This window comes from Psychrobacter luti (genome assembly GCF_014192115.1).
GTDB classification, from domain to species: Bacteria; Pseudomonadota; Gammaproteobacteria; order Pseudomonadales; family Moraxellaceae; genus Psychrobacter; species Psychrobacter luti.
Map to the genome: position 1 here is coordinate 445517 of NZ_JACHXL010000001.1, position 22289 is coordinate 467805.

Annotated in this window: 18 protein-coding genes; 3 read left to right on the forward strand and 15 right to left on the reverse strand. The window is 43.5% G+C overall.

Translation table 11 applies throughout. The annotated features are described in order from the left end of the window. Positions 1–51: 51 nt before the first annotated feature. The 5 genes from FHS24_RS12675 to capB form a co-directional block, all read right to left on the reverse strand. Positions 52–450, reverse strand: coding sequence for a type II toxin-antitoxin system death-on-curing family toxin (locus FHS24_RS12675; RefSeq protein WP_233449071.1), 399 nt, complete (start codon positions 448–450; stop codon positions 52–54). Then, entirely contained in the window at positions 438–1043 is a 606-nt protein-coding gene (locus FHS24_RS12680) for a virulence RhuM family protein (RefSeq protein ID WP_233449072.1), read from the reverse strand. The genes FHS24_RS12675 and FHS24_RS12680 overlap by 13 nt, the downstream gene beginning before the upstream one ends. Before the next feature lie 85 nt (positions 1044–1128). Further along, the gene (locus tag FHS24_RS01790; protein WP_183618226.1) at positions 1129–2223 is read right to left on the reverse strand and encodes a helix-turn-helix transcriptional regulator; all 1095 of its coding nucleotides are present in this window, start codon (positions 2221–2223) and stop codon (positions 1129–1131) included. A 201-nt stretch (positions 2224–2424) separates the two neighbouring features. Then, positions 2425–4506 (reverse strand): caprolactamase subunit alpha, encoded by a 2082-nt coding sequence (gene capA / locus FHS24_RS01795; protein ID WP_183618228.1) that lies wholly within the window; start codon positions 4504–4506, stop codon positions 2425–2427. A gap of 40 nt (positions 4507–4546) precedes the next feature. Further along, positions 4547–6310 (reverse strand): caprolactamase subunit beta, encoded by a 1764-nt coding sequence (gene capB, locus FHS24_RS01800; protein WP_183618230.1) that lies wholly within the window; start codon positions 6308–6310, stop codon positions 4547–4549. Positions 6311–6652: 342 nt separating this feature from the next. Between capB and FHS24_RS01805 the strand changes: the two genes are divergently transcribed. Then, positions 6653–8998, forward strand: a complete 2346-nt coding sequence (locus tag FHS24_RS01805) for a WG repeat-containing protein (protein WP_183618232.1) — start codon at positions 6653–6655, stop codon at positions 8996–8998. A gap of 72 nt (positions 8999–9070) precedes the next feature. Here FHS24_RS01805 and FHS24_RS01810 read toward each other — a convergent pair whose 3' ends face one another. From FHS24_RS01810 to yghU, 4 genes are all read right to left on the reverse strand, one after another. Beyond that, a complete protein-coding gene (locus FHS24_RS01810) occupies positions 9071–10315 on the reverse strand; it encodes a DUF819 family protein (protein ID WP_183618234.1) in 1245 nt (414 codons plus the stop codon). Positions 10316–10553: 238 nt separating this feature from the next. Next, positions 10554–12230 (reverse strand): DEAD/DEAH box helicase, encoded by a 1677-nt coding sequence (locus FHS24_RS01815; RefSeq protein WP_183618236.1) that lies wholly within the window; start codon positions 12228–12230, stop codon positions 10554–10556. A gap of 598 nt (positions 12231–12828) precedes the next feature. Then, the gene (locus FHS24_RS01820; RefSeq protein ID WP_227671773.1) at positions 12829–14109 is read right to left on the reverse strand and encodes a DUF1176 domain-containing protein; all 1281 of its coding nucleotides are present in this window, start codon (positions 14107–14109) and stop codon (positions 12829–12831) included. Between the two features lie 393 nt (positions 14110–14502). Next, entirely contained in the window at positions 14503–15348 is an 846-nt protein-coding gene (yghU, locus tag FHS24_RS01825) for a glutathione-dependent disulfide-bond oxidoreductase (protein ID WP_183618238.1), read from the reverse strand. Between the two features lie 290 nt (positions 15349–15638). On the opposite strand from yghU, the gene FHS24_RS01830 reads away from it, so the two are divergent. Further along, positions 15639–17015 (forward strand): DHA2 family efflux MFS transporter permease subunit, encoded by a 1377-nt coding sequence (locus tag FHS24_RS01830; protein ID WP_183618240.1) that lies wholly within the window; start codon positions 15639–15641, stop codon positions 17013–17015. A gap of 154 nt (positions 17016–17169) precedes the next feature. Here the strand turns inward: FHS24_RS01830 and bfr (FHS24_RS01835) are convergent, their stop codons facing one another. The 3 genes from bfr (FHS24_RS01835) to FHS24_RS01845 form a co-directional block, all read right to left on the reverse strand. Further along, complete coding sequence (gene bfr / locus FHS24_RS01835; protein WP_183618242.1) at positions 17170–17652, reverse strand: bacterioferritin; 483 nt, start codon at positions 17650–17652, stop codon at positions 17170–17172. A 78-nt stretch (positions 17653–17730) separates the two neighbouring features. Beyond that, on the reverse strand, positions 17731–18219 hold the full coding sequence (gene bfr / locus FHS24_RS01840; protein WP_183618244.1) for a bacterioferritin: 489 nt from the start codon (positions 18217–18219) through the stop codon (positions 17731–17733). A gap of 392 nt (positions 18220–18611) precedes the next feature. Continuing rightward, positions 18612–18803, reverse strand: coding sequence for a (2Fe-2S)-binding protein (locus tag FHS24_RS01845; RefSeq protein ID WP_183618245.1), 192 nt, complete (start codon positions 18801–18803; stop codon positions 18612–18614). A 285-nt stretch (positions 18804–19088) separates the two neighbouring features. On the opposite strand from FHS24_RS01845, the gene FHS24_RS01850 reads away from it, so the two are divergent. Next, positions 19089–19412, forward strand: coding sequence for an ArsR/SmtB family transcription factor (locus tag FHS24_RS01850; protein WP_068405491.1), 324 nt, complete (start codon positions 19089–19091; stop codon positions 19410–19412). A gap of 121 nt (positions 19413–19533) precedes the next feature. Here FHS24_RS01850 and FHS24_RS01855 read toward each other — a convergent pair whose 3' ends face one another. The 3 genes from FHS24_RS01855 to cysT form a co-directional block, all read right to left on the reverse strand. Next, positions 19534–20256 (reverse strand): sulfate/molybdate ABC transporter ATP-binding protein, encoded by a 723-nt coding sequence (locus FHS24_RS01855; RefSeq protein WP_183618246.1) that lies wholly within the window; start codon positions 20254–20256, stop codon positions 19534–19536. 86 nt (positions 20257–20342) lie between these two features. Beyond that, positions 20343–21302, reverse strand: coding sequence for a sulfate ABC transporter permease subunit CysW (cysW, locus tag FHS24_RS01860; RefSeq protein WP_183618247.1), 960 nt, complete (start codon positions 21300–21302; stop codon positions 20343–20345). Beyond that, positions 21302–22186 (reverse strand): sulfate ABC transporter permease subunit CysT, encoded by an 885-nt coding sequence (gene cysT, locus FHS24_RS01865; RefSeq protein ID WP_183618248.1) that lies wholly within the window; start codon positions 22184–22186, stop codon positions 21302–21304. Before cysT ends, cysW begins: the two co-directional genes overlap by 1 nt. Between the last annotated feature and the right edge of the window lie 103 nt (positions 22187–22289).

Below are 22289 nucleotides of genomic sequence, written 5' to 3' on the forward strand. Positions count from 1 at the left end.
TGGCGTTATCTGTTTTAAGGGGTTAAGTAATGCTGACAACAAGCCTACTTATTAAGATTCTAACGACAGCATATTCATAATCAGTTTAATCAAGGTTTCTTTTTGGTTGGGGTCAGACTCAGCAACCAACAAAGTTAATGCGGCAAGCCCCGTGTTATTAATAACCATGTCACCTTTATCATTGAGCAGTCGATTATTCCGATGTAAAAAATCTACAAACAAAAAAGCGCCGCTGCGTTTATTGCCATCGGTAAAGGGATGATTTTTGACCATAAAGTATAATAAATGCGCCGCTTTACTCTCAATGGTCGGGTATGCAGGCTCACCAAACACCGTCTGCTCTAAATTACCCAGCACACTGTCCAAACCATCACCGCGAGGCTTAGCAAATAGCTCAGTCGCCTCACCTCTATCTATCAGCTGCGCTTTCAAATCCGTCAGCGCTGCCATTGCTTCAGTCGGACTGGGTAAGATACCGCCATCTTGCCCTGCGGGATTTCAAGCAAACCTTCATCATAGCGTTGTAACCATAAGAATGTCTGTGTATAACGACTGATAATCTCCACCAAGCCGCGTCCTTCATCGGTTTTAAGCTCGGGACTTTGCGCGGTTTTTCTAATTAAATTTAACGCCTGTTGTAGCTCGCTTGAGTTTTTATCAAAGCGCTCTTGATTGAGTGTATAGCCTTGAACTAAGTATTCTCTTAAGCGCTGAGTTGCCCAGCGTCTAAACTGCACACCTTGGGGAGATTTGATACGATACCCTACTGAGATAACCACATCTAAGTCATAAAAAGTCACAGGGCGATCAGAATTTGCAATATGCATTTTTTGCATATTGCTTTTTTCAGCAATTTCTTCATCGTTTATAGCATTAGCAATATGACGCGAAATCACTGATTGGTCACGACCAAACAACTCGGTCATTTGTGCTTGTGAAAGCCAGACCGTCTCTTGCTCGAAGCGAACGTCTACCTGCGCCTCTCCATCAGCGCTTTCATAAATCTCTACTTTTGCTGTGTCATCATTCATAGCATCAGTCATCTTGGTTTTTCCTTAACTTAATATACGCGCTTATGCTCAATTCATAAATCATACAGCGACTACATGGCAGAGTACATAACAATGACTATCCTGTGCTTGGGGTATCTCGCGGCGTATAACCAAAATACTGCTTATAAATGCGTGAAAAGTAACCTTGGTTGCCATAACCGACCCTATGCGCCACTTCATCGATGGTTACGTAACTTTTGGTTTTTAAAATATGATTGGCTTGCTTTAAACGTAATTCCTTTACCCATTCTGAAAAACTATAGGGCAAGTCAGCAAACAGTTTATGCAAGTATCTGACCGATATATGGCAAGCAGCAGCGACCAGCGCTGGGGTTAAATCAGGGTTTTCTAGGTGCAGCTGGACATAATGCTCGATACGCTTTAGATGCACCGACTGTATGGACGAGCTGGTACTCATCATCACTTCTTTCGGAGCACTCAATGTTAATACAATAAGATTAAGCAGCTGCTGCTCTAGGATTTTAACCTCTAGAGCCGCCAATCGATGCTGCTGAATCAACTCTAATATCTGTCTGATTTGAAAAACCAGCAGCCTGCCTGCGCCTTCATCAATGGACAGACTGCGGGCAAACTGCCGCTCTATAGTGCCAATCTGCGGGGTTAATAACGTTAAAGGCACCTTAATCACATATAATGATACTTCTTGCAGATGATAAAACTCATAAGGTAAGTTTGATAACTCAATAAAGAACTGACCCGGGCTTGAGGTTAATTGGCGGTTTTTTTGCGCAAAACGAACGCTTCCGGTCACAGGAAAGGTGATTAAAATACTATCATCGCTATTATTGTCCTTAGTGCCGTCACTAGACTGACTGCTTGCTAAGCTGCGTTTATAATGTACGGTATTGGCATGATAATGAGATACGCCGATATCCAAAAGCCTAGCGTGTTGCAAGTAACCAGAAAATTGACTTGGCTGGCGAAAGCTTACATTGAGGTCAAAATAGGTGTCATTGATAGTGCGCTTCCAGTCAAATGCGTCTAACGTTTGAGGAGCACTTATAGCAGGCGTTGAAGATATTGGCGCAAATGGGGTTAATAGTGCTGATGGTATTGACGAATTTGAAATGGAGTTGTCCCCTACAATGTCCATGAGACTATTGCTGTTTGCTGTGCCATTTGTCTTATCTGTATCGTGACCTGCATTCATCCTTGAATACTCTATGAATAAAAAATGAGCGGTAATAGCTGCTTATAAGCGCCTTATTGGGCACTAAGCGGTTATTTTCTATATCATAAACGTATTATTACCCTGATGTCTAAATATGATACCTAAAATAAACATCAGGCATTAAACCTTGTTTAATGCCTGATGGGAAAGCTATAAAGCGTTAACGATGAAAACAGCAAGCTAAGCGGCTTTGGTCAGCTTATAAGTGCCCGTCTCATGCAATTCTGCTTGCCAGCCTTTTTTGATCACAATCGTGGTGGTGGGTTCTTGTATAAGCGCCGGTCCTGCAATCAGCGCCCCTGCCCCAAATTCCTCACCATTATAAATAGGCGTATCAATCCATTCGTATTCTTGATCCATGATCATCTCACGGCTACCAACTTGCGCTTGACTGATATCACCTTGTTGCTTAGCAAGCTCTGGTAGCTTGGGCTTACTGATTTTACCGATGACAGCGACTTCGATATTGACCAGCTCGACCTTATTATCACGCTCATCATAAGTATAGAGCTCTTTATGACGGTGATGGAAGGCTTCTAAAATCGTTTGCACGCTATCGGCATCAAGCTTGCCATTGGGTATCAGCACATTACACTCATGCACCTGCCCGACGTAGCGCATCTCCATAGTGCGCTCGATGATAATGTCGTCTTCTGCAAAACCATCTTCTAGCAGTTTTTGCACTCCTAGGCTTTCTAGCTCATGTAAGGTGGCATTGAGCGACTGTAGCTCTGAATCTGGCGCAATCATCATCATCTGCGTGGCCAGATAATTATATTTGATATCAGAGATGATTTGACCAAAGGCGCAGAGACAAGAAGCAATCTTTGGTATCAAAATAGTACCAATACCCATCTCTTCTGCCAAATCAACAATATGCATGCCAGCAGCGCCGCCGGCACAGATAAGTGCAAAGTCGCGAGGGTCATAGCCTTTTTCAATAGTAATACGGCGAATACCATTTGCCATATTCTGGTTGACGATGGCACTGATACCAAAGGCTGCATGTGCCAAGTCAATCTTCAATGGATCAGCGATATGTTTTTGCACCGCTTGCAGCGCTTTATCTTTATCCAAAGTCACGCAGCCGCCTAGCACAGCATCGGGCTCTAGGTAGCCTAAGACCAGATTGGCATCGGTAACCGTTGGTAACTCACCGCCTTTACCATAAGACGCTGGACCTGGGGTCGCGCCAGCACTTTGTGGACCAACTTCTAACATACCAAAATTATTCACGTGACCAATAGAGCCGCCGCCCGCGCCTAGCGTTTCGACATGAATCATCGGTACACCAATACGATTGCGTAAAAAATCAATATCACGGTTTAAGCTGGTTCGACCAGATTTGGCCATAGTGATGTCAAAAGACGTACCGCCCATATCGACGGTGATGATGTTATCAATACCAAAGGCGCTGGCAATATATAAACCGGCTTGCGGTGCTGATGCGGGTCCTGAGTTGATGGCATTAACCGCTCGTTCGCGCATGATATTGCCGACTGCAAGCCCGCCATTTGACTGAAAATAACGCACAGGCTGCTCAGCGCCGAGCGCCTTAAAGTAATCATCAATCTTATGTACATAAGACGCCATAACGGGACTTAAATAGGCATTAACCAGTGTCGTTGAGGTCCGTGTATATTCCTTAATCTGCGGATATACTTCACTACCGCAGCAGACAAACACTCCCGGCATGTGCTGCTCGACCAGCTCTTTGGCACGCTGTTCGTGCTGGGTATTACGAATAGACCACACAAAAGAGATGGCGACCGCTTGCACGTCTTGCTGTTTTAACACTTCAATCGCATCGAGGATATCTTGCTCATTTAACGGCTCGTGTTCGGTGCCGTCTGCTAAGATACGACCACGGATAGGAAAGCGGCGGTCACGCGTTGCAATCTGTGGTGCCGGCGGGTAACTGGCATCATAGCGATGACCTTCTTCTTTGTGCCCTAAGCGTATCTCGATACTGTCTTCATGCCCTTTGGTACATAGCAAGCCCACTTTCACGCCTGTCATTTGAATCAGTGCGTTCAGTGCAACCGTCGTACCATTTATGCATAAGTCACAGGCTTGAATGATGTCCTCGATAGGACGGTTAAACTTGTTGGCAATTTGCTGTAGACCATTGGCAATGGCTAAGGTGCCATCCTCTGGGGTCGATGGCGCTTTAAACAGATGAATGTCACCGGTTTTTTCTGCCAAGACAAAATCTGTAAAAGTCCCGCCAGCATCAACGCCAATACGAAAATCGTTGTTCATAAGTCATCCTTAACTCAATCATGAAAGTTCAATGTGTGTTTTATGCGGTTATCTGACGGCGCAAATACTCAGTTTCAGCTTCATTTAGCATCAGAGTTTCTGGGTCAATCACCACGCCGTATTCAATCTTTGCCGCAGAGATTGAGATAATCCTTTCTTGTACATCCTTGATGACCGCTTGAATATCGCGATCAAATGAGCTGCCGTAGCCGCCGCCACCCGGATTGGTATTCCGCGCGCGTTCACCCGGCGTGATTTCCGTAACGGTGTTTTTTCTATATAAGTCCGTTTGCCCGTCTTTATGTAGTATCTCTAGACGCCCAACCTTAAGCTCGGGTGAGATTTGTTCCGCACCGCCTGCGCCCATAGTAGGATGCTGACGACCTTCGCCAAAGGCAATAACCGTCATGGTATGGTCTAATGGCTCAACTTCCCAAACCGTACCACAGCCGCCGCGATACTCGCCTGCGCCGCCACTGTCTTCTGCCAAGCCATACTTATGGATTAAGATAGGATACTGGTACTCTAACAGCTCGATATCCCCTGAGCTTAGCGCCCCAAAGCAGCTCAATGGCCCACAAGCATGCCAGCCATCCATTTGCTGCGTGGCTCCGGCCCCTGAAATAATAGACGCTAAAATCATGGTGACGTATTGCTCGCCAGTTTTTGGGTCGATACCAGCGATATTAATCCCTGATGAATGTCCCCAAGAGGCGGTAACGCGCTCTGGTGCTGCTGCTTCAAATGCCATACGTACCGCATCAGTTAAAGTTTCCATCGGCGTGGTTGTGCAGTTGACATGCGGTGCAGGTTCTTTGGCATTACATAAGGTGCCATGCTCACCCAAATCAACGCTAACACAGCGATATAAGCCTTCGTTATACGGCGGCTCTACTTGGGCAAACATCATCAGCCCAAGTAATACCCCTGACATCGAGTTACCGGCATAAGAGTTGATAAAGTAAGGGACTTGCGGTGGACTGGTAATTTTAATATGCACGTCGCTGTCTTTGATGACAATGTCGGCGCTGATGGTCATATCACCCAAGCCATGACCTGAGTCTTCTAATACCGCCTCGCCATGATAATCGCCATCTGGGATAGAGGAGATTAATGAGCGCATATGGTGGTCAGCCATGTTCTTTAGCTCTTCAATCGCGCCGCGCACTGTTTCAACACCATATTTATCTAACAGCGCAATCATATTACGCTCGCCGACGGCACATGCCCCATACTGAGCATTGAGATCGCCTTCTTGATTACGGCGTGAGCGCATATTACTGTGTATGAGGTTAATCACATCACGACGTCTGACGCCTTTCTCCCAAATCTTAATAGGCGGAATGCGCAAGCCTTCAGCATATATCTCTTTGGCGTCAGGGTTATAGCCTGCGGGTACAGGGCCTCCGATATCAGTAACATGACCTTTACAGACCGTCCAAAAGACCAGCTCGCCTTTATAAAATACCGGCTTATACATACAGCAATCTAAGATATGGCTGCCCATCATCACAGGATCGTTATGATAAATCACATCGCCTTCATGAATGTCGTCCCCATAATATTCGGCGACGGCTTTCATGGCGGGCATGAGTGAGCCTAAATGAATGGGAATATCTTGCCCTTGCAAAATCATCTCAGGCAAATGATCAAACAGCGCATTACTGTAGTCATGGGCTAAGTTAAAGACACTCGAACGGGCAGTTTTTTCTAAGGTGGTTGTCATCTCACGCTGCGCCGTTTCTAGGGCACCACGTACGACAGACAAGGTAATAGGATCTATAGAGGGGTGAGCGTTGCTCATGAAAGACTCCTTGTCGAGAAATTTGGGTCAGAAGAAGCGCATTTATATAAGAGAAATAAGAGAATATGCTGGTCTATATGACCATTTATCCTTACCCTTCAGCGCGCGCTTTATCTGGCTTATCATCTATCCTAATGATCAAGCTTTTTCACTATAGCGAGGTTTTGGCAAAATAGATTGACTGTGCGTGCAGAGTTTTTGACTGTGAGTGTACAGCTGTAGCTATAAAAAGTTTGTTTATCTCCTATTAATCAAACAAAGCTATTGCCAATGAATCTATATATAGGGTAAATTTCAACTCCTACTACCAACAAAATTTTATTAAATATGCCAATAACTACTATGAACGCCAAAGCACTTGCACCTAAGGTACGTCAATTAAGCTTAGCCATATCGTTAGCGTTAGCATCACTTACCATCGTTTCGATAACAACGACGCAAAGCGCCCACGCCGACACTTGTAGTTGTGATCAAGGTAAATTGTATTCCATTGAAATTGATGAGCTAAACAACGCCCACCCTCATAAGCTAACATTGGCAGCCAACAATGCTTATTATCAACTTATCGATGATAAAGGTGCTGTCGTTCAAGACAAGTTATATGACATCAAAGCCTATGAAGATGGGCGTATTGTCGCCAAACGTCATGGCTACTTTGGCGCTATTGATGCAACTGGAAAGATGGTTTTAGACTTCAAATATGGTGCTATTGAGGTTTTAGACAATAATTTTTATCATCTAACCAAGTATTTTGGTAGTAAAGAAGCTACCGCAATAGCCAATGGCGCAGGTGATTGGCTTTATCCTGCCAGCAAAGTATTCGATAAAGATATCCAGACTAATTATCTGTATACGGATAAAACCAATAACGTTACTTACTTTATGATTTCAAAAGATGGTAAATACGGTTTAATCAATGATAAAAAACAGACTTTGATTACCCCTGTGTATGACCAGTTAGAGTTGCTAGACACCTGCCCTAATGAACGTCTGTTTATGAAGGCAAAATTAGGGGACAAAGTTGGTTTAATCGATCAGTATCAAAAAGTCGTCGTACCCTTTACCAAAAATATAGATATCGAAAACTTTAATGAAGATAAGCAGATATTCAGTGTTAAGTCCTACGTTCCTAAAGGCGCTGGCAATCTTGGTCATTTGAATAGAGAGACCGTTATTTCCGAAAGCCTAATAAACGGTAAAGGTGTACCGCTAATGAAGTCTGACGCCAGTATTAGACTGCTAAACAGCCATTTATATGAGTATAAAAAATCTGGTCAGTACGGCATCATTAATAATAGTGGGGCCATCCTACTACCAGCGAGCTTTGACTATTTATACAGTCAGTATAGCCAATATAATGCTCCTATCTTGGCCGCCCACAATCAAAAAATAGGTATTGTTACCAAGGGTGCTGATAGCAAACTTAAGGTCAGTGAATTCTATGATGGCCTTGAGCTAAGTGAAGACAGTACTTACACTTTGCATGAAATAGAGAGTCAATTATTAAAAAATGAGGAGGACGCCAGTACTGAAGAGGAAGTCATTTATGAGGCTACAAGCGCTGAAGAAGCGGATAATACGCTTGGAGCAACCCTATACAACCCATATAATAGCTCATATATTGCTCAAATAAATCATAAGTTTGGTTTGGTTGATAGCAACAACAAGGTATTGATACCCATCATTTACGATGAACTCAGCTATTTCAATAGGTTTATAAAGGTAAAAAAAGACAATAAGTATGGCTTACTGACAGATAATAATGAGACAGTAAAAGCACTTACTTATGACGATATCACCCCACTTAGCGACTCACATGGAACCGAGGATAATATCGGTATTGTCTTTACCAAAGGCAATCAGCAACAACTCACTAATAAATTTGGCAGTATCATAACGCCATTTTCTGACTATCGATTTGTGGATAATAAACTTGATTACTTAGACAATATGAGTGTAATTGAAAAAGACGGCAAATACGGCTTATTCAGCGTCAAAGAAAAGAAGGTGCTTATTCAGCCTATATATGAGGATATGTATGAGCGTATCTATAACGACAGCATCCTTGCCCAATTAAATGGCAAAAAAGTATTAATAGATACGTCAGGCAAAGTACTGATTAGTGATTTGTCACAATATGCTGAATTTGAGCGCTCAAACAATGAAAAAAATATAATCGTGAAAACAAACGACGATAAATACGGGGTGATTGATTACAAGGGTAAAACCATCATACCGGCCGTTTATGATTCTTTAGAACTACAAGGGCTATCAAATAACTATGAGGCTGTATGGGGTGAGAACAAAGCCCTTCTACTGCTATACATCGTAGGAAAAAATGGCAAACACGGTATTTTTTCTCATAACGGCAGCGTTGTAGCACCAATAGAATATGATTATATACAATCTCTTATTTACCCCGCTTATTTAGCAGTCGTCAAAGATAAAAGCGCTGACAGCGAGACCGTTGGTGAAGCTAATAATTTAGGTTTAATGAATTTATCAGGTAAACTGGTGCTTGATATGAAATACCATGATGTTAGAACAAATCCTTATGATCCTGAAGGCAGACTATATGCCATAAACAACCATAAAAACATAGTGGAAACTTACGATAAGAAGCTAACCTTAATTAAAACCCAAAGTTTGCAGGCGTTTAAAGATACCAATGAATGGTATAAAGAATAAAAAATGCAACAAGGCGCTCAATATAACTCCATCATTGAGCGCCTTGTTTATTATTACTCATACAGCTAAATTTTACCCCACCACCAGCCGCATCATCTGCGTACTGATATAACCACCAAAAGTACCCACGGCATAGCCTAAAATACCCAAAAATACGCCAACTGGCGCCAGTGATGGGTGAAATGCCGTGGCGACAATCGGCGCCGATGACGCGCCGCCAGTATTGGCGTTGGAGCCGACCGCCAAAAAGAAAAACGGCGCACGAATCATCCTAGCGACCGCAAAAATAATCACGACGTGAATGCTCATCCATAACAGACCAATGAGTAGCAAACGCCACTGCGAGACAATACCGGCTAGATTGATTTGCATACCGATAGCAGCAATTAAGACAAAGATAAATACCGTACCGATTTTGGAGGCGCCAACATGATCAAGGCGGCGAATTTTAGTAAAGGAAAATACTACCCCTATCAAGGTGATAATAACCACCATCCAAAAGAATGAGCTGGCAAAGCTGTACTGTACTGCCCAACTGTAAGGGGCAAAGAAGCCTGCTATTTGCCCGCCTACGAAATGCGCCACCCCAACCATGGCGAAACACAAGCCAAACATCACCATCAAATCATTTAAAGTGGCTGGACGCGCATTGTCACGCTCATAGCTTTCAACCGCGGCAATCACTTTATCAATACTACTGCTATCAGCTCGTAAAAACTTATCTATCTTAGCGCTGTGCTTGGCCATGATCAAAATAGCCAATAACCATAGTGAGGCATTGGTAGTATCAACCAAAATCATCATGCCAAATAAATCATCACTGACACCGAACAACTCTTTCATTGCCGCTTGGTTGGCAGCCCCGCCAATCCAACTGCCCGCGACCGATGAAAATCCGCGCCACAAGGTATCGTCGGTAAACATCTCAGGCGATATCCATTTAGCGATACCTAAGCTGATCGGACCGCTAATGACGATGGCAATGCTAGCGGCGAAGAACATCGCAATGGCTTTCCAACCTAAGCCTAAGATTTTAGGGACATCCATCGACAAGGTCATTAGTAGCAAACTGGCTGGCAACAGATAGGTAGCGGTAAAGCCATAAATCTGTGAACCGATGCCATCAGCGAAGACACCTAGACTGTTTAACGTTGCTGGGATAAAGCAGCACAGCACAATACCCGGCAATACGGCATAAAAGCGTCGCCAAAATTTACCGGGCAGCCCTTGGGTATAAAAAACCAGACCAATAATGGCCATGATAATGCCAAATGCTAATGGCAGATTGTCAATTGCTAAATGAGAAATGTCGGGCATCAGATGGCTCCGCAGCACACGATGAATAAAAACCTGTCAGTATAGACAAGGCGAAAAAGACGCGCAAGCAACGATCTAGCATAGTTGATTTTTTATCATTAAAATACAGCTGCCTTACTATAAAACCATGACGCATAAAAAAGCCAGATAACAAGTATCTGGCTTTTAATGTTAGGTTAACTGACTAGACCAATGGCATTTAATAAAATGCCATTATTAAGCAGTCACGATAACAATATTACGAGTTGTTACTACGGTTGCCACCGCTTGAACGACCTTGACCACGGCTGTCAGCACGACCAGCTGGGCGACCTTGGCTGCCACTTGGACGACCACGACCCGTTGCAGCACGCTCACCGCGTGGAACGCCAGTGCTATCACCACGGCTAGGAGCACCAGTGCGCTTGCCTTGATACGGCTTGCCACCTGAACGCTCATTTGGTTTACCAGATGAATCACGTGGCTTACCTTGATAACCGCTGTCATTGCTAGCGCGTTGACCAGTTGGTGCGCTGTCGCTTGAACGACCACGAGCATTAGCAGGATTGCCTTGATAGCCACCGCTTGAGCGACCACGGCCTTGACCATTACCGCCGCCACTTGAGCGTCCGCGACCACGGCCACGACCATTACCTTTGTTTTCGCTAGGTACATAAGTCTTCTTAGGCTCCATGCCTTCGATGACCGATACTTCCATTTTGCGATCTAAATAACGGTTGATAGCGTTTAGCTGTGGACGATCATCCATGCTACATAGGCTGATAGCAATACCAGTACGACCGGCACGACCACAACGACCGATACGATGCACGTAGTCTTCTGTTTGACGTGGCAAGTCATAGTTAATGACGTGCGATAGTGCTGGCACGTCAAGACCACGAGCAGCAACGTCAGTCGCTACTAAGATTTTACATTTACCATTACGCAAGTCTTGAACGATACGGTTACGCTTGCTTTGTGGCAAGTCACCATGCAAGAAGCTTGCTTTATGGCCTTGCTCTTGTAGAGATTTGGCTAATTTTTCAGTACTACGTTTGGTCGCAGCAAAGATGATGACTTGTTCCATCTCTTTATCGCAAACAATTTTGTCAAGCAAACGGTTTTTATGATCAAAATCGTCACAGTAATACACTTTTTCTTCGATGTGTGCTGATTCAACTTTGATTGAAACACGCTCAGGGTTTTTGGTGAAGCTGGCAGCGATTTTACCTACTGGGCCATCCCAAGTTGCTGAACACATAATGGTTTGACGGTTATCAGGCGCAGCTTTCAAGATATCGTTGATATCATCAGCAAAACCCATGTCTAGCATACGGTCAGCTTCATCAAGTACCAGAACTTCTAGGCTTGATAAGTCAACGCGACCAGCATTAATATGGTCAAGTAAACGACCAGGGGTCGCAACAATTACTTGAACGCCTTTTTTCAAAGCAGTAATCTGACCATTATAAGGTGCGCCGCCTACTAATGGCACACAGAATAGGCCGCGCATATCTTTAGAATAGGTACGCACACTGTCATGTACTTGCTGAGCAAGTTCACGCGTTGGCGTTAGGATAAGGGCTTTGGTTAATTTGTCAAAGCTAGTGGCACGGCTCAAACGGTCAAGTACTGGGATAACGAATGCCGCTGTTTTACCACTACCGGTTTGCGCTGACAATAATAAGTCGCGACCCGCTAGAGCAAAAGGAATGGCTTGTTCTTGAATAGGTGTTGGGTGGGTATAACCACTGCGATCAAGCGCGGTCAAAATTGGCTTGGCAATATTAAGTTCAGCAAAAGTGATTTTGTTTTCTTCAGCAGCGTCAGTAGTAGCCGCTTGATTATTAGTATCGGTATTTGCAGTTGTGTTTGGGGTATCAGTGCTTTCGATGATGCCGTTTTCAGCGGCGATAGCAGATAAGATGTCAGTCATAGTAATCCTTGGTAAGTATAAGCTGCTGTAAATTCAGCAGGCTTGATGCATACCACTGATAACCGTTCATCACGCTGCATTTATAAAATAATTATATCACCCTAAAAAAAGGCTTAACAATCAAAAGCCAAGCTTATAAAGCTTGTCAATATTATAAAGGCGTTCGTGCTGTCTGACGTATTTTGGTGGTAGTGCCGAGTGTCTCATCCTTGTTCGCTAAAAGCGCATTATCCATGCTTTGTCCAAAGCAGATAACGGCTGGTAACAACCAATCTAGCCCATATATGGGTTCGTAGATAAGATATGAGTCAAAAATAACGTGTTTTTCAATATGTATATGAAGGGTTATTTAAGTACACAAAATCATCGGCAACAATTACTTATGGTCATCCTAGACCCAAAATCGCAGGCGATGTTATCAATCTCATAATTCACGATAGTCTAAGCTAACGTGGCGACGCAGTATAGCATAACAAAAATGCAAGTAGTAGCTCTTTTTCTGTTTATTAGCAAAATAAGGGCTATAACCGCAAATATATGCTTAAAAACTGATGTTAAGCCAAGCTTTTAAGCAAGTTGCTGCTTTGATTAAATTTAATTATGTACGTGATACTTTTACTTCCGTCACGTATGTTGGTAATTGCCAAGCACCGCCAGCCTCTATCAAGCGACACATGCCTGTGGTGCTTTCATGGCTCTTCTCAAAAGCTTTGCCCGTCCATACCCAGTCGGTCTTAGATAAGCAGTCGCCAATCCCGCGGCCTTTTTGCACCGAGGTTAATTTGCCATTGCTGTAATCGGTTGCACTCGTCGTCACTAAAGTCGGCTGATAAGGCTTCGTGTCATTGAGCACCCAAGCCCCCATGCCAGTGTTATAAGCACCCATCCAGCAATCATGCTGTACAAGCAGCTGCTTGCTATTTAGACGGCTGACCCGCCAAGGTGACTTGTCTGCTAAGTTTGGGCACTCCGTATCCGCATCCTTCAGGGTGGTTTTCATCAGCTCTTCTAACTGCGATGAGCGCATGACAAATTTTCTCTTACTGCTAGAGATGGCTTTAGGATTTGGGGTGACCAAGCGTAGCGCGGGTGCAGCTTTAGGAGCCAATACACTACTATTAGATTTGCTTGCGCCATCGGTACTAATAAAGGCACTAGACGTCCCTACTCGGCCCTGTGCTTCATCAGCTTTTAGCATGACGGCGCTGGCACCTTTATCCGATAGCTGCCAGCGCGTATTGCGAATCACCAGCTCAATCTTGCTTGACTTCGTCAAGGCATCAAGTAGCGCATTGACTTGCGCTGAGGTCAGCTCTGCATGACCTGCCGCTACCGAGTAAGGCTTGGTTTCTCCGTAATCTCTATCATTAATAAACAAGGATATGCGATGACGGTTGCCAAGCTGCATCAATGCCTTTGCTGAGCTTTCTTTTGCGCCGCCAAGTTTGACCTTGCCATCGACTGCGGCATTGGCACCTGCGCGGCGCACCAATAATAACGACACTGGTAAATCGCTATTATTCTCTGCTTGGTAACCTGCTAGCCGGCACGTACGAGTATTATCGCAAGCTACTTGCCAATCTTGGTTGCTAAAATCAACGGCCGCGCCAGCCAGCGCCGCTGAGCTAAATAACGCCGTGCTAATGGCTGCAAATAAGGGTAATAAAATTTTCTTTGTCATCAATAAGGGTATCTTTTTTATTTTTATAGGATTTGTTGTGTGATAAGCGTTATCTGTTAAGAGGTTGGATTTTTTATGACGCTGCTGATTGGCATTGTTATTTCGACTACCACTACTATAGTTAGCATAACCAAAATCAACTGTCATCTCACTCGTTAAGGGTGATGATTCACGCGTCGTCTTATTATCATCCTTCATAATCATTACTCATTAATAGAATAAATATCAACACCTGCCCATTAAGGCGGTGGCTGCTATCTTAACGTACCAATGTTTCTATCTGTTATACTAATGTACCATTATGTAAAGACGCAAGTATAGTACCAATTCAATATATAGATAAGTATATTTGGAATAAAGAATATAATATATAGAATATAGCAAGCAAAAGGTTAATAAGCAAATTGCCTATTAACCTTTTTTATTGGACTATTCTTTATTGAATCATATGAGGCTCTGCCATGTGCTTGGCCATAGCATAAATGACGATTGACTATTTTAACTGGCGTCTAAAGGAGTGATCTGTCATCAATAATCGTTTAGAAAGACGGCTTAAAATATATGCTCAAGTAATGAGATTCAGCAATGCGCTTAAACAATAGGCTTAAGTACTAAGTCTACCGCGCGTTTAACCGCTGGACGGTCGGCAATTTTTTGCGCCCAACGCTTTAGGTGCTCATACTCCTCTACTTGTAAGAACTCGGCAGCATCATAAAGCTTGCCAAGTACGAGTTGACCATACCATGCCCAGATAATCATATCGGCAATATTATAGTCAGACTCATCGTTGCCACACATATACTCGTGGTCTTTGAGATACGTATCCAAGACATCAAGCTGGCGTTTGGTCTCCATCGTATAGCGATTGATAGGGTACTCTAGCGGTTCAGGCGCATAGGCATAAAAGTGTCCGAAGCCGCCGCCTAAGAAAGGCGCGCTACCCATCTGCCACATAAGCCAAGACAGACAGTCTGCCCGTGCTTTATTTTGTGAACCATCAGCAAGCGGCACAAATTTGCCAAACTTTTCCGCTAAATATAATAAGATAGCGCCCGACTCAAAAAGCGCAATAGGCTCACCATCTTTACTCTCAGCAGAATAATCTACCAGCGCAGGTATTTTTGAGTTCGGGTTGATAGCGACAAATCCTGAGCCAAACTGACCACCTTCAGAGATGTCGATTTGATAGGCGTCGTACTCAGCCCCTTTAACATTCAGCTCAGCAAGCTCTTCTAACAAGATATTTACTTTCACGCCATTGGGTGTATTCAATGAATATAACTGTAAAGGCGCATCGCCGACGGGTAGTTTCTGCTCATAACGTGCACCAGCCGTTGGGCGATTAATATTGGCGAACTTACCACCGTTTTCCTTATCTTGGGTCCAGACTTTGGGCGGTGTATAGCTACTAGCATGGTTGTTTTTATCATTACTCATGGGATTACCTGCTTTTTTTATTGCTTTATTATATGTTGTTTGATTGCTCTTTATCGCTACCTACTATAGCGAGGATTGACGCTTTGATTAAAGCCCTGTCTTGTAACCTAGTGTTTAAGAGTGATTAAAAAGAATCCCAAAGCGTTCAGGGTAAATTTCTAATAACTGGGCGTATACCGTTACTTTGCTACCCTTTAACTCTAAGGCGGTTATTTTTATACTACTCACAACTTAGCGGCCTTTTAGAGACCGACTTAACAACAGCGTTCAGAAGATATAGTGATGTCAATATGGTCACCCTAACCCCAACCCAAGATAAATACCTGCCCTATGTGCTAGCGGTGGCGTTATTTATGCAAATTTTAGATGCCACCATTTTAAATACCTCTCTGCCGCAGATGGCGCAAGCTCTCGGTGAATCACCGTTAAAAATGCAATGGGCCGTCATCAGCTACGCGCTGACCTTGGCAATTTTTATTCCTATTAGTGGGTTTTTAGCGGACAAATATGGCACACGGCGCGTATTCTTATACGCCATTATCATATTTTGTATTGGCTCGCTATTGTGTGCCGCCTCACCAACGTTAGATTTCTTGATTGGTTCGCGCGTCGTACAAGGCATTGGTGGCGCGATGATGACCCCTGTCGCGCGTTTGATATTGGTCAAGTCTTATCCACGCAATAAGCTTTTGACAGTCATGAACTTCGCAGTGATACCAGCGTTAATCGCGCCCCTAGTTGGACCAGTATTGGGTGGTTATATTGTGCAATATACCAGTTGGCATTGGATATTCTTAATCAATATACCTATGGGTGTTTTTGGTTTTATCATGGGCAAAAAACTGGTACCGGCATTATTTGAAGATACTAAGCGTCTAGACTGGACAGGATTTGCATTATTTGCGGCAGCCGCTTGTGGTTTTACTCTTGCTGTGGAATTTGGCTCACAGACAGGTCGTGGGCTTTACGGTCTACTGCTCGCATTAGGGGCTAGTATGCTGATAGGCGCTTATGTTTGGCATGCCAAACGCCGCGCAGCACCACTATTTCCGCTGAGCTTATTTAATATTCGTACCTTTCGCATCGGTATTACTGGTAACTTATTCACGCGTTTAGGTATCAGCGCCGTACCCTTCTTATTGCCGCTATTGCTACAAGTGGTGTTTGAATACTCGCCGTCGCAAGCCGGTTGGCTGCTTGCGCCCATTGCGGTCGGTGCAATCGGTATCAAACCTTGGGTCAGTAAAATCATTCAGCGCTTTACCTACCGTAAGGTGTTGGTGGTCAATACCTTTTTAATAGGTGTGCTTATCATTTTCTTGGCACAGTTTAACGATGCCGCAAATTGGATTTGGTTTATCCCTATCTTGACTGTCATGGGTGCTTGTAACTCAATGCAGTTTAGTGCGATGAATACCATCACTATCGGTGATTTAGAAGGTACGCAGACCAGTAGCGGTAATAGCTTGATGGCTGTCAATCAACAACTAGCGATTAGTTTTGGCATTGCCTTTGGTGCAGCGTTATTGAATCTGCTACGTGAGCGCTTTGAGCTTGATACCTTGGCGGCGTTTCAAACCACGTACTGGATACTTGGTATCATAACTATTCTCTCGGGATTGTACTTTTTACGCCTTAAACCTCAAGATGGTCGTGGCTTGTATTAAGTATTTATCCCAGCAGAACGCTACACGCTACTTTGAACGACGCTCTTTTATATTGAACTGACTATCTGTTAGACACAAAAATGCCAGCGCATACTAAAAAGTCACTTTAAGACTTTTTAGTATGCGCTGGCAGGTATCAGCACTTTTTATAATTTTAAGGCGCTTTATCATCATCCATTTGTGATTGGATATAATTTTCAACGCCAATATCTTTAATCAAGTCCTGTTGTGTCTCTAACCAGTCTTGATACTCTTCGTTACCGTCTTTTAGGGTGACCAATAGCTGTCGGGAGACATAGTCACGCTTGCTCTCACACAAGGTAATCGCATCGGTGATGATATCGAACTTCTGCTTCTCTAAACGCAGGTTGCAGTCGATAATCTCTGGTACATCTTCGCCGACCAAGACTTTACCAAGTTCTTGCAAATTCGGCAGACCATCTAAGAGCAAAATACGTGCAATCAGCTCATCTGACCATTTCATCTCAGCAATCGACTGCTTGTATAGTGAGTCATTTAACGACTCTAGACCCCAATGCCGTGCAATACGTGCGTGCAAAAAATACTGATTGATGGCTATCAGTGACTGACCGAGCACTTTATTCAGCGCACGTGTTATCTCTTTATCCCCTTTCATTTTTCTCTCCCTATATTCATTATTATTTTATTACCGATGGTTTTTAACAAGTGTTAAAGGTGCTTAGTGGATAAAATACTAAACAATATCAGGAGACACTTCCGCCATCTGACTTTGTAAATAGTTAGGTAGACCTATCATATCAATCAGGCGCAACTGCTGCTCGAGCCAATGAGCGTGATCTTCTTCGGTGTCCTTTAGCTGTTCAACGAGCATCTCACGGGTGACATAGTCATGTTCTACCTCACAAAGCGCAATGCCGTCTTTAAGGTGCTGCTGTACCTGATACTCCAAATTAAGATCAAGCTGCAACATCTCAGGAACCGTCGTTCCAATATGAATCTCGTTGACGCTCATTTTAGGCGTACCGCTCAACATCAAAATACGGCGGATAATCGCTCGGGCATGTAACGTCTCATCTTGCATTTCATGGCTAATACGATCATACAGTTTACCGTAATGCCATTCTGCGTACATCTCAGAATGAATAAAATATTGGTCACGAGCTGCAAGCTCACCACCTAATAAAAAATTTAAATAATCAATGACCTTTGGGCTGCCTATCATCACTTATACTCCTGTATTTTTATTTATCCGCATATACATTCACAATAATACATATATAGAAAGTACTATTAGTAAACTAATCAGTAAAGATTAAAACCAACGAAATGTCTTACAAAGTTAGTCAGATATAGTAGCATACGGGAATAACGGCGCTTGTAACGATATGAACTAAGAATAAGATGCTAATTGAGAATCGTAATTAACTCGCATAACAAGCATTATGATGTGAGTGTTTTAACGAGGTTTTTTGTGCACTTATTTAATAAAGTTAAGAAGTGATGTTAGAGGATCTAAGCTAAATAAGTGCAGATAGTAGATGTAAGTGAGTGCCGCTCTGCCCTGTTACGCTTTTATTGATAGCAGATATCAATAGAAAATGCCAAAAGGAGTGCTCAAACGGCATAAGCCAAGGCACCAAGTTTGGCGTGATGTTCATCAAGATAATCATTGACCATAGGTTCGCAGCAGCCACAGCAAGTCGCTACATCAAGGGTGTTTTTTAAACCGTCTAATGTATCAATGCCTGAGGAAATTGCGGCTTTAATTTGTTTTTCTTTGACGTCGTTACAGATACATACGTACATGTGCTGGCTCCTATATAAATGTCAATCTTGTTATTCGTTATAATAACGATAATTATTACCATTTACAATAGTATTTGAGGTATTGTTCAGTCACCTCGTTATTGCTGCAAATTTTCTTACCCTTACTTAATTCATGTAACTGAATATAACTTTGGGTGTAACTGTAAAGTACCAAAGGTAGTAAAATGGCGACGAACTGTAAATTTGCTCATTTTTTAATCGATTTTACAGATGACTGCTGTTATATTGACCCCCTATTAACTAAATCTATATTGGAATTGTTCTATGTCTAATAATAATTCTACGATACAACCGCTTGAGTTATTTAAAGTATTGTCTGACCCAACGCGCTTAAAGATCTTCCAAATCTTATTTAACAAAGAATCGCGCTGTGTGGGTGAATTGGTAGAAATACTTGACCAACCGCAGCCGACCATCTCGCGTCACTTAAATCATTTGAAAAAGCTGGGTATTTTGAGTTGTGTTCGTGATGGGACGTGGATGTGGTATGAGGTTTCTGATGATTTGCCAGAATGGTGCCAAGATATTTTGGAAATCACCTATAAGCAGATATCAACCAAAGACATTAATATGCCGAAGCCTGCTTAGCTTAATACCAAGAGCAAGAGGTATTGATAATAAGTACTTCAGCGCATAAAAAAAGACCTATAATTTATAGGTCTTTTTTTTGTTCTCAAACTTTGCCATGAAATAGTAATTTAGGTCTAAATTACACCAAGTCCAAGAAATCACTCACAAAGGCGTTGGCTGGCTGATGAATCAGCTCCTCTGATGTACCGACTTGCTCAACGCGACCATGGTTCATCACCACAATCTCATCAGATACAGCCCGCGCCTCTTCTTGATCGTGGGTCACCATGATGCTGGTAATACCTAGCTCATGGTGAATGTTTTTTAACCACGTACGCAGCTCTTTACGCACCTTTGCATCTAGCGCCCCAAATGGTTCATCGAGTAATAATAATTTTGGCTTTACTGCCAAAGCACGTGCCAGCGCAATACGCTGACGCTGACCCCCTGATAGTTGGTGCGGATAAGCATTGGCAACTTGCGGCAGCTGTACTAAGTCTAACAATTCTGCAACGCGCTTATTAATATCTGCTTTACTTGGGCGCTCATTTTTTGGTAGCAAGGTCAAGCCAAAACCGACATTATCAGCGATGTTTTTGTGGCGAAATAACGCATAATGCTGAAACATAAAGCCGATATGGCGCTTTTGCACGGGCGTATTAGTGACATCTAACTCATCAAATAATATCTGCCCTGAGTCTGCATACTCAAGACCCGCAATGATACGCAGCAAGGTGGTTTTACCACAGCCTGACGGACCAAGCAAAGTCGTCAACTTGCCAGTAGGCACGGTAATATTGATATCATCTAAGGCAGTAAAATTACCGAATTTTTTATTAACGTTGCGAATCTCGATGCTCATAATGGGTTCTCTTATTATGTTTTTGGCTTAACGTCTTAATGTGGGCGGCAGATGATTTTATGATGTCTGCTTTATGCAGCTATTACTTATAGACGACCGCTACTTTCTGCCAAGGTTGCCTCTTTAGCATTTGATGCATTGCTAGCATTGGCACTTACTGGCAATTCAGGCGCACTTGCTAAACGCTCGGACTTGGCAAATTTACGATCTTGTAGCTTGGTCATTACTTGTTGTATTAGCAGGGTTACCAGCGCCAAGGCAGCCAGTAAGCTCGATAATGCAAAGGCCGCGGTAAAGTTATAATCGTTATAAGCAATCTCAACCAATAGCGGCATAGTGTTGGTTTCACCGCGAATATGACCGGATACCACACTCACTGCACCAAACTCGCCCATCGCCCGCGCATTGGTTAAAATAAGGCCATACAGCAGCGCCCATTTGATATTCGGCAGTGTCACATGCCAAAACGTCTGCCAGCCTGTAGCGCCTAGGGTTAATGCAGCCTGCTCCTCACTATCGCCCTGCGTTTGCATCAAGGGTATCAGCTCACGTGCCACAAACGGAAAAGTGACAAATAACGTGGCTAGAATAATACCGGGTACAGCATAAATTACCTGAAAACCCATACTCTCAAGCCAGCCACCAATCGTAGAATTCAGCCCGAACAATAGGACAAACATCAAACCGGCGACCACCGGCGATACCGAAAATGGTAAATCAAGCAAGGTCGTGACCAGCTGCTTACCTTTAAATTGATAACGGGTCACTAGCCAAGCAATTGCAATACCCATCACCATATTAATCGGCAAGACGATAGCCGCAGTAATTAAGGTCAATTTAATCGCTTGTAAGGCTTCAGGGTCGACCAGTGAGGCAATATACAACTGCCAACCATTTTTAAAAGCTTCATAAAAGACTGCGAACAGTGGCACGACCAACATAATGACCATAAATAGGACCGCGATGGTGATAAAGGTACGGCGTATCCATGGCGTGTCTTTAGTCGCTGGGTTGCTTTGGTAGTCGTAGCTATTGGAGATTTGCATTAGCGAGCTCCTACGCGGCGAGACAGCTTCCACTGTACGATATTAATGGTCAATAAAATCACAAATGAGATCAGTAGCATAAAGAGTGCGACAGCTGATGCGCCTTGAACATCAAACTGCTCAAGTTTACTGATAATGATTAATGGCAAAATCTCAGACTGCATCGGAATATTGCCGGCGATAAAAATCACCGAGCCATATTCGCCAGTAGCACGGGCAAACATCATGCCAGCGCCCATTAATAATGCCGGCAACAGCTCAGGCAAAATCACTTTACGAAAGGTCGTAAAGCGATTGGCGCCCAATACTGCCGCTGCTTCTTCAAACTCAACCGATAGCTCAGCGAGTACGGGCTGTACGGCACGGACGATAAAGGGAAAGCTGACGACGACTAATGCTAACCAAATACCTAATGGCGTAAAGGCCACTTGAATATCAAACTTAGCGAACCACTGCCCGATTAAGCCATTAGGGGCATAAAGGGTTGCAAGCGAGATACCCGTAACCGCCGTTGGTAGTGCAAATGGTAAATCAACCAAGGCATTAATCAACGATTTACCCCAAAACTCGTAGCGCACCAGTACCCAAGCGACCAACGTGCCAAATACCATGTTGGTGAGCATCGCCAAAAACGACATCCATAAACTGAGTTTGATAGCAGCGGTGACTTGCGGCTGAGTAATGGTTTCCCAAAAGCCCGTCCAGCCCATTTGTGTGGTGGTATAGGCCATCATGGCAAACGGTAGCACCACCAGTAATGATAAGCTAAAGACAGTGATGCCCATGCTTAGTCCAAACCCTGGTAACACATTACGCTGGCGCAAGCGCGTCAGCCAACCTTTTTTATTGACGGGTTTGCTGGCAGGAGAAGTTGTTGCACTCATAGTGATGTCCTATTGCCTAACTGATGGCACTTAACTACTGATCGTAAGTGCCACGTGATATCAAATGTATTTATTATTGGTCTGCTTAAGCGCTAAAGGACAC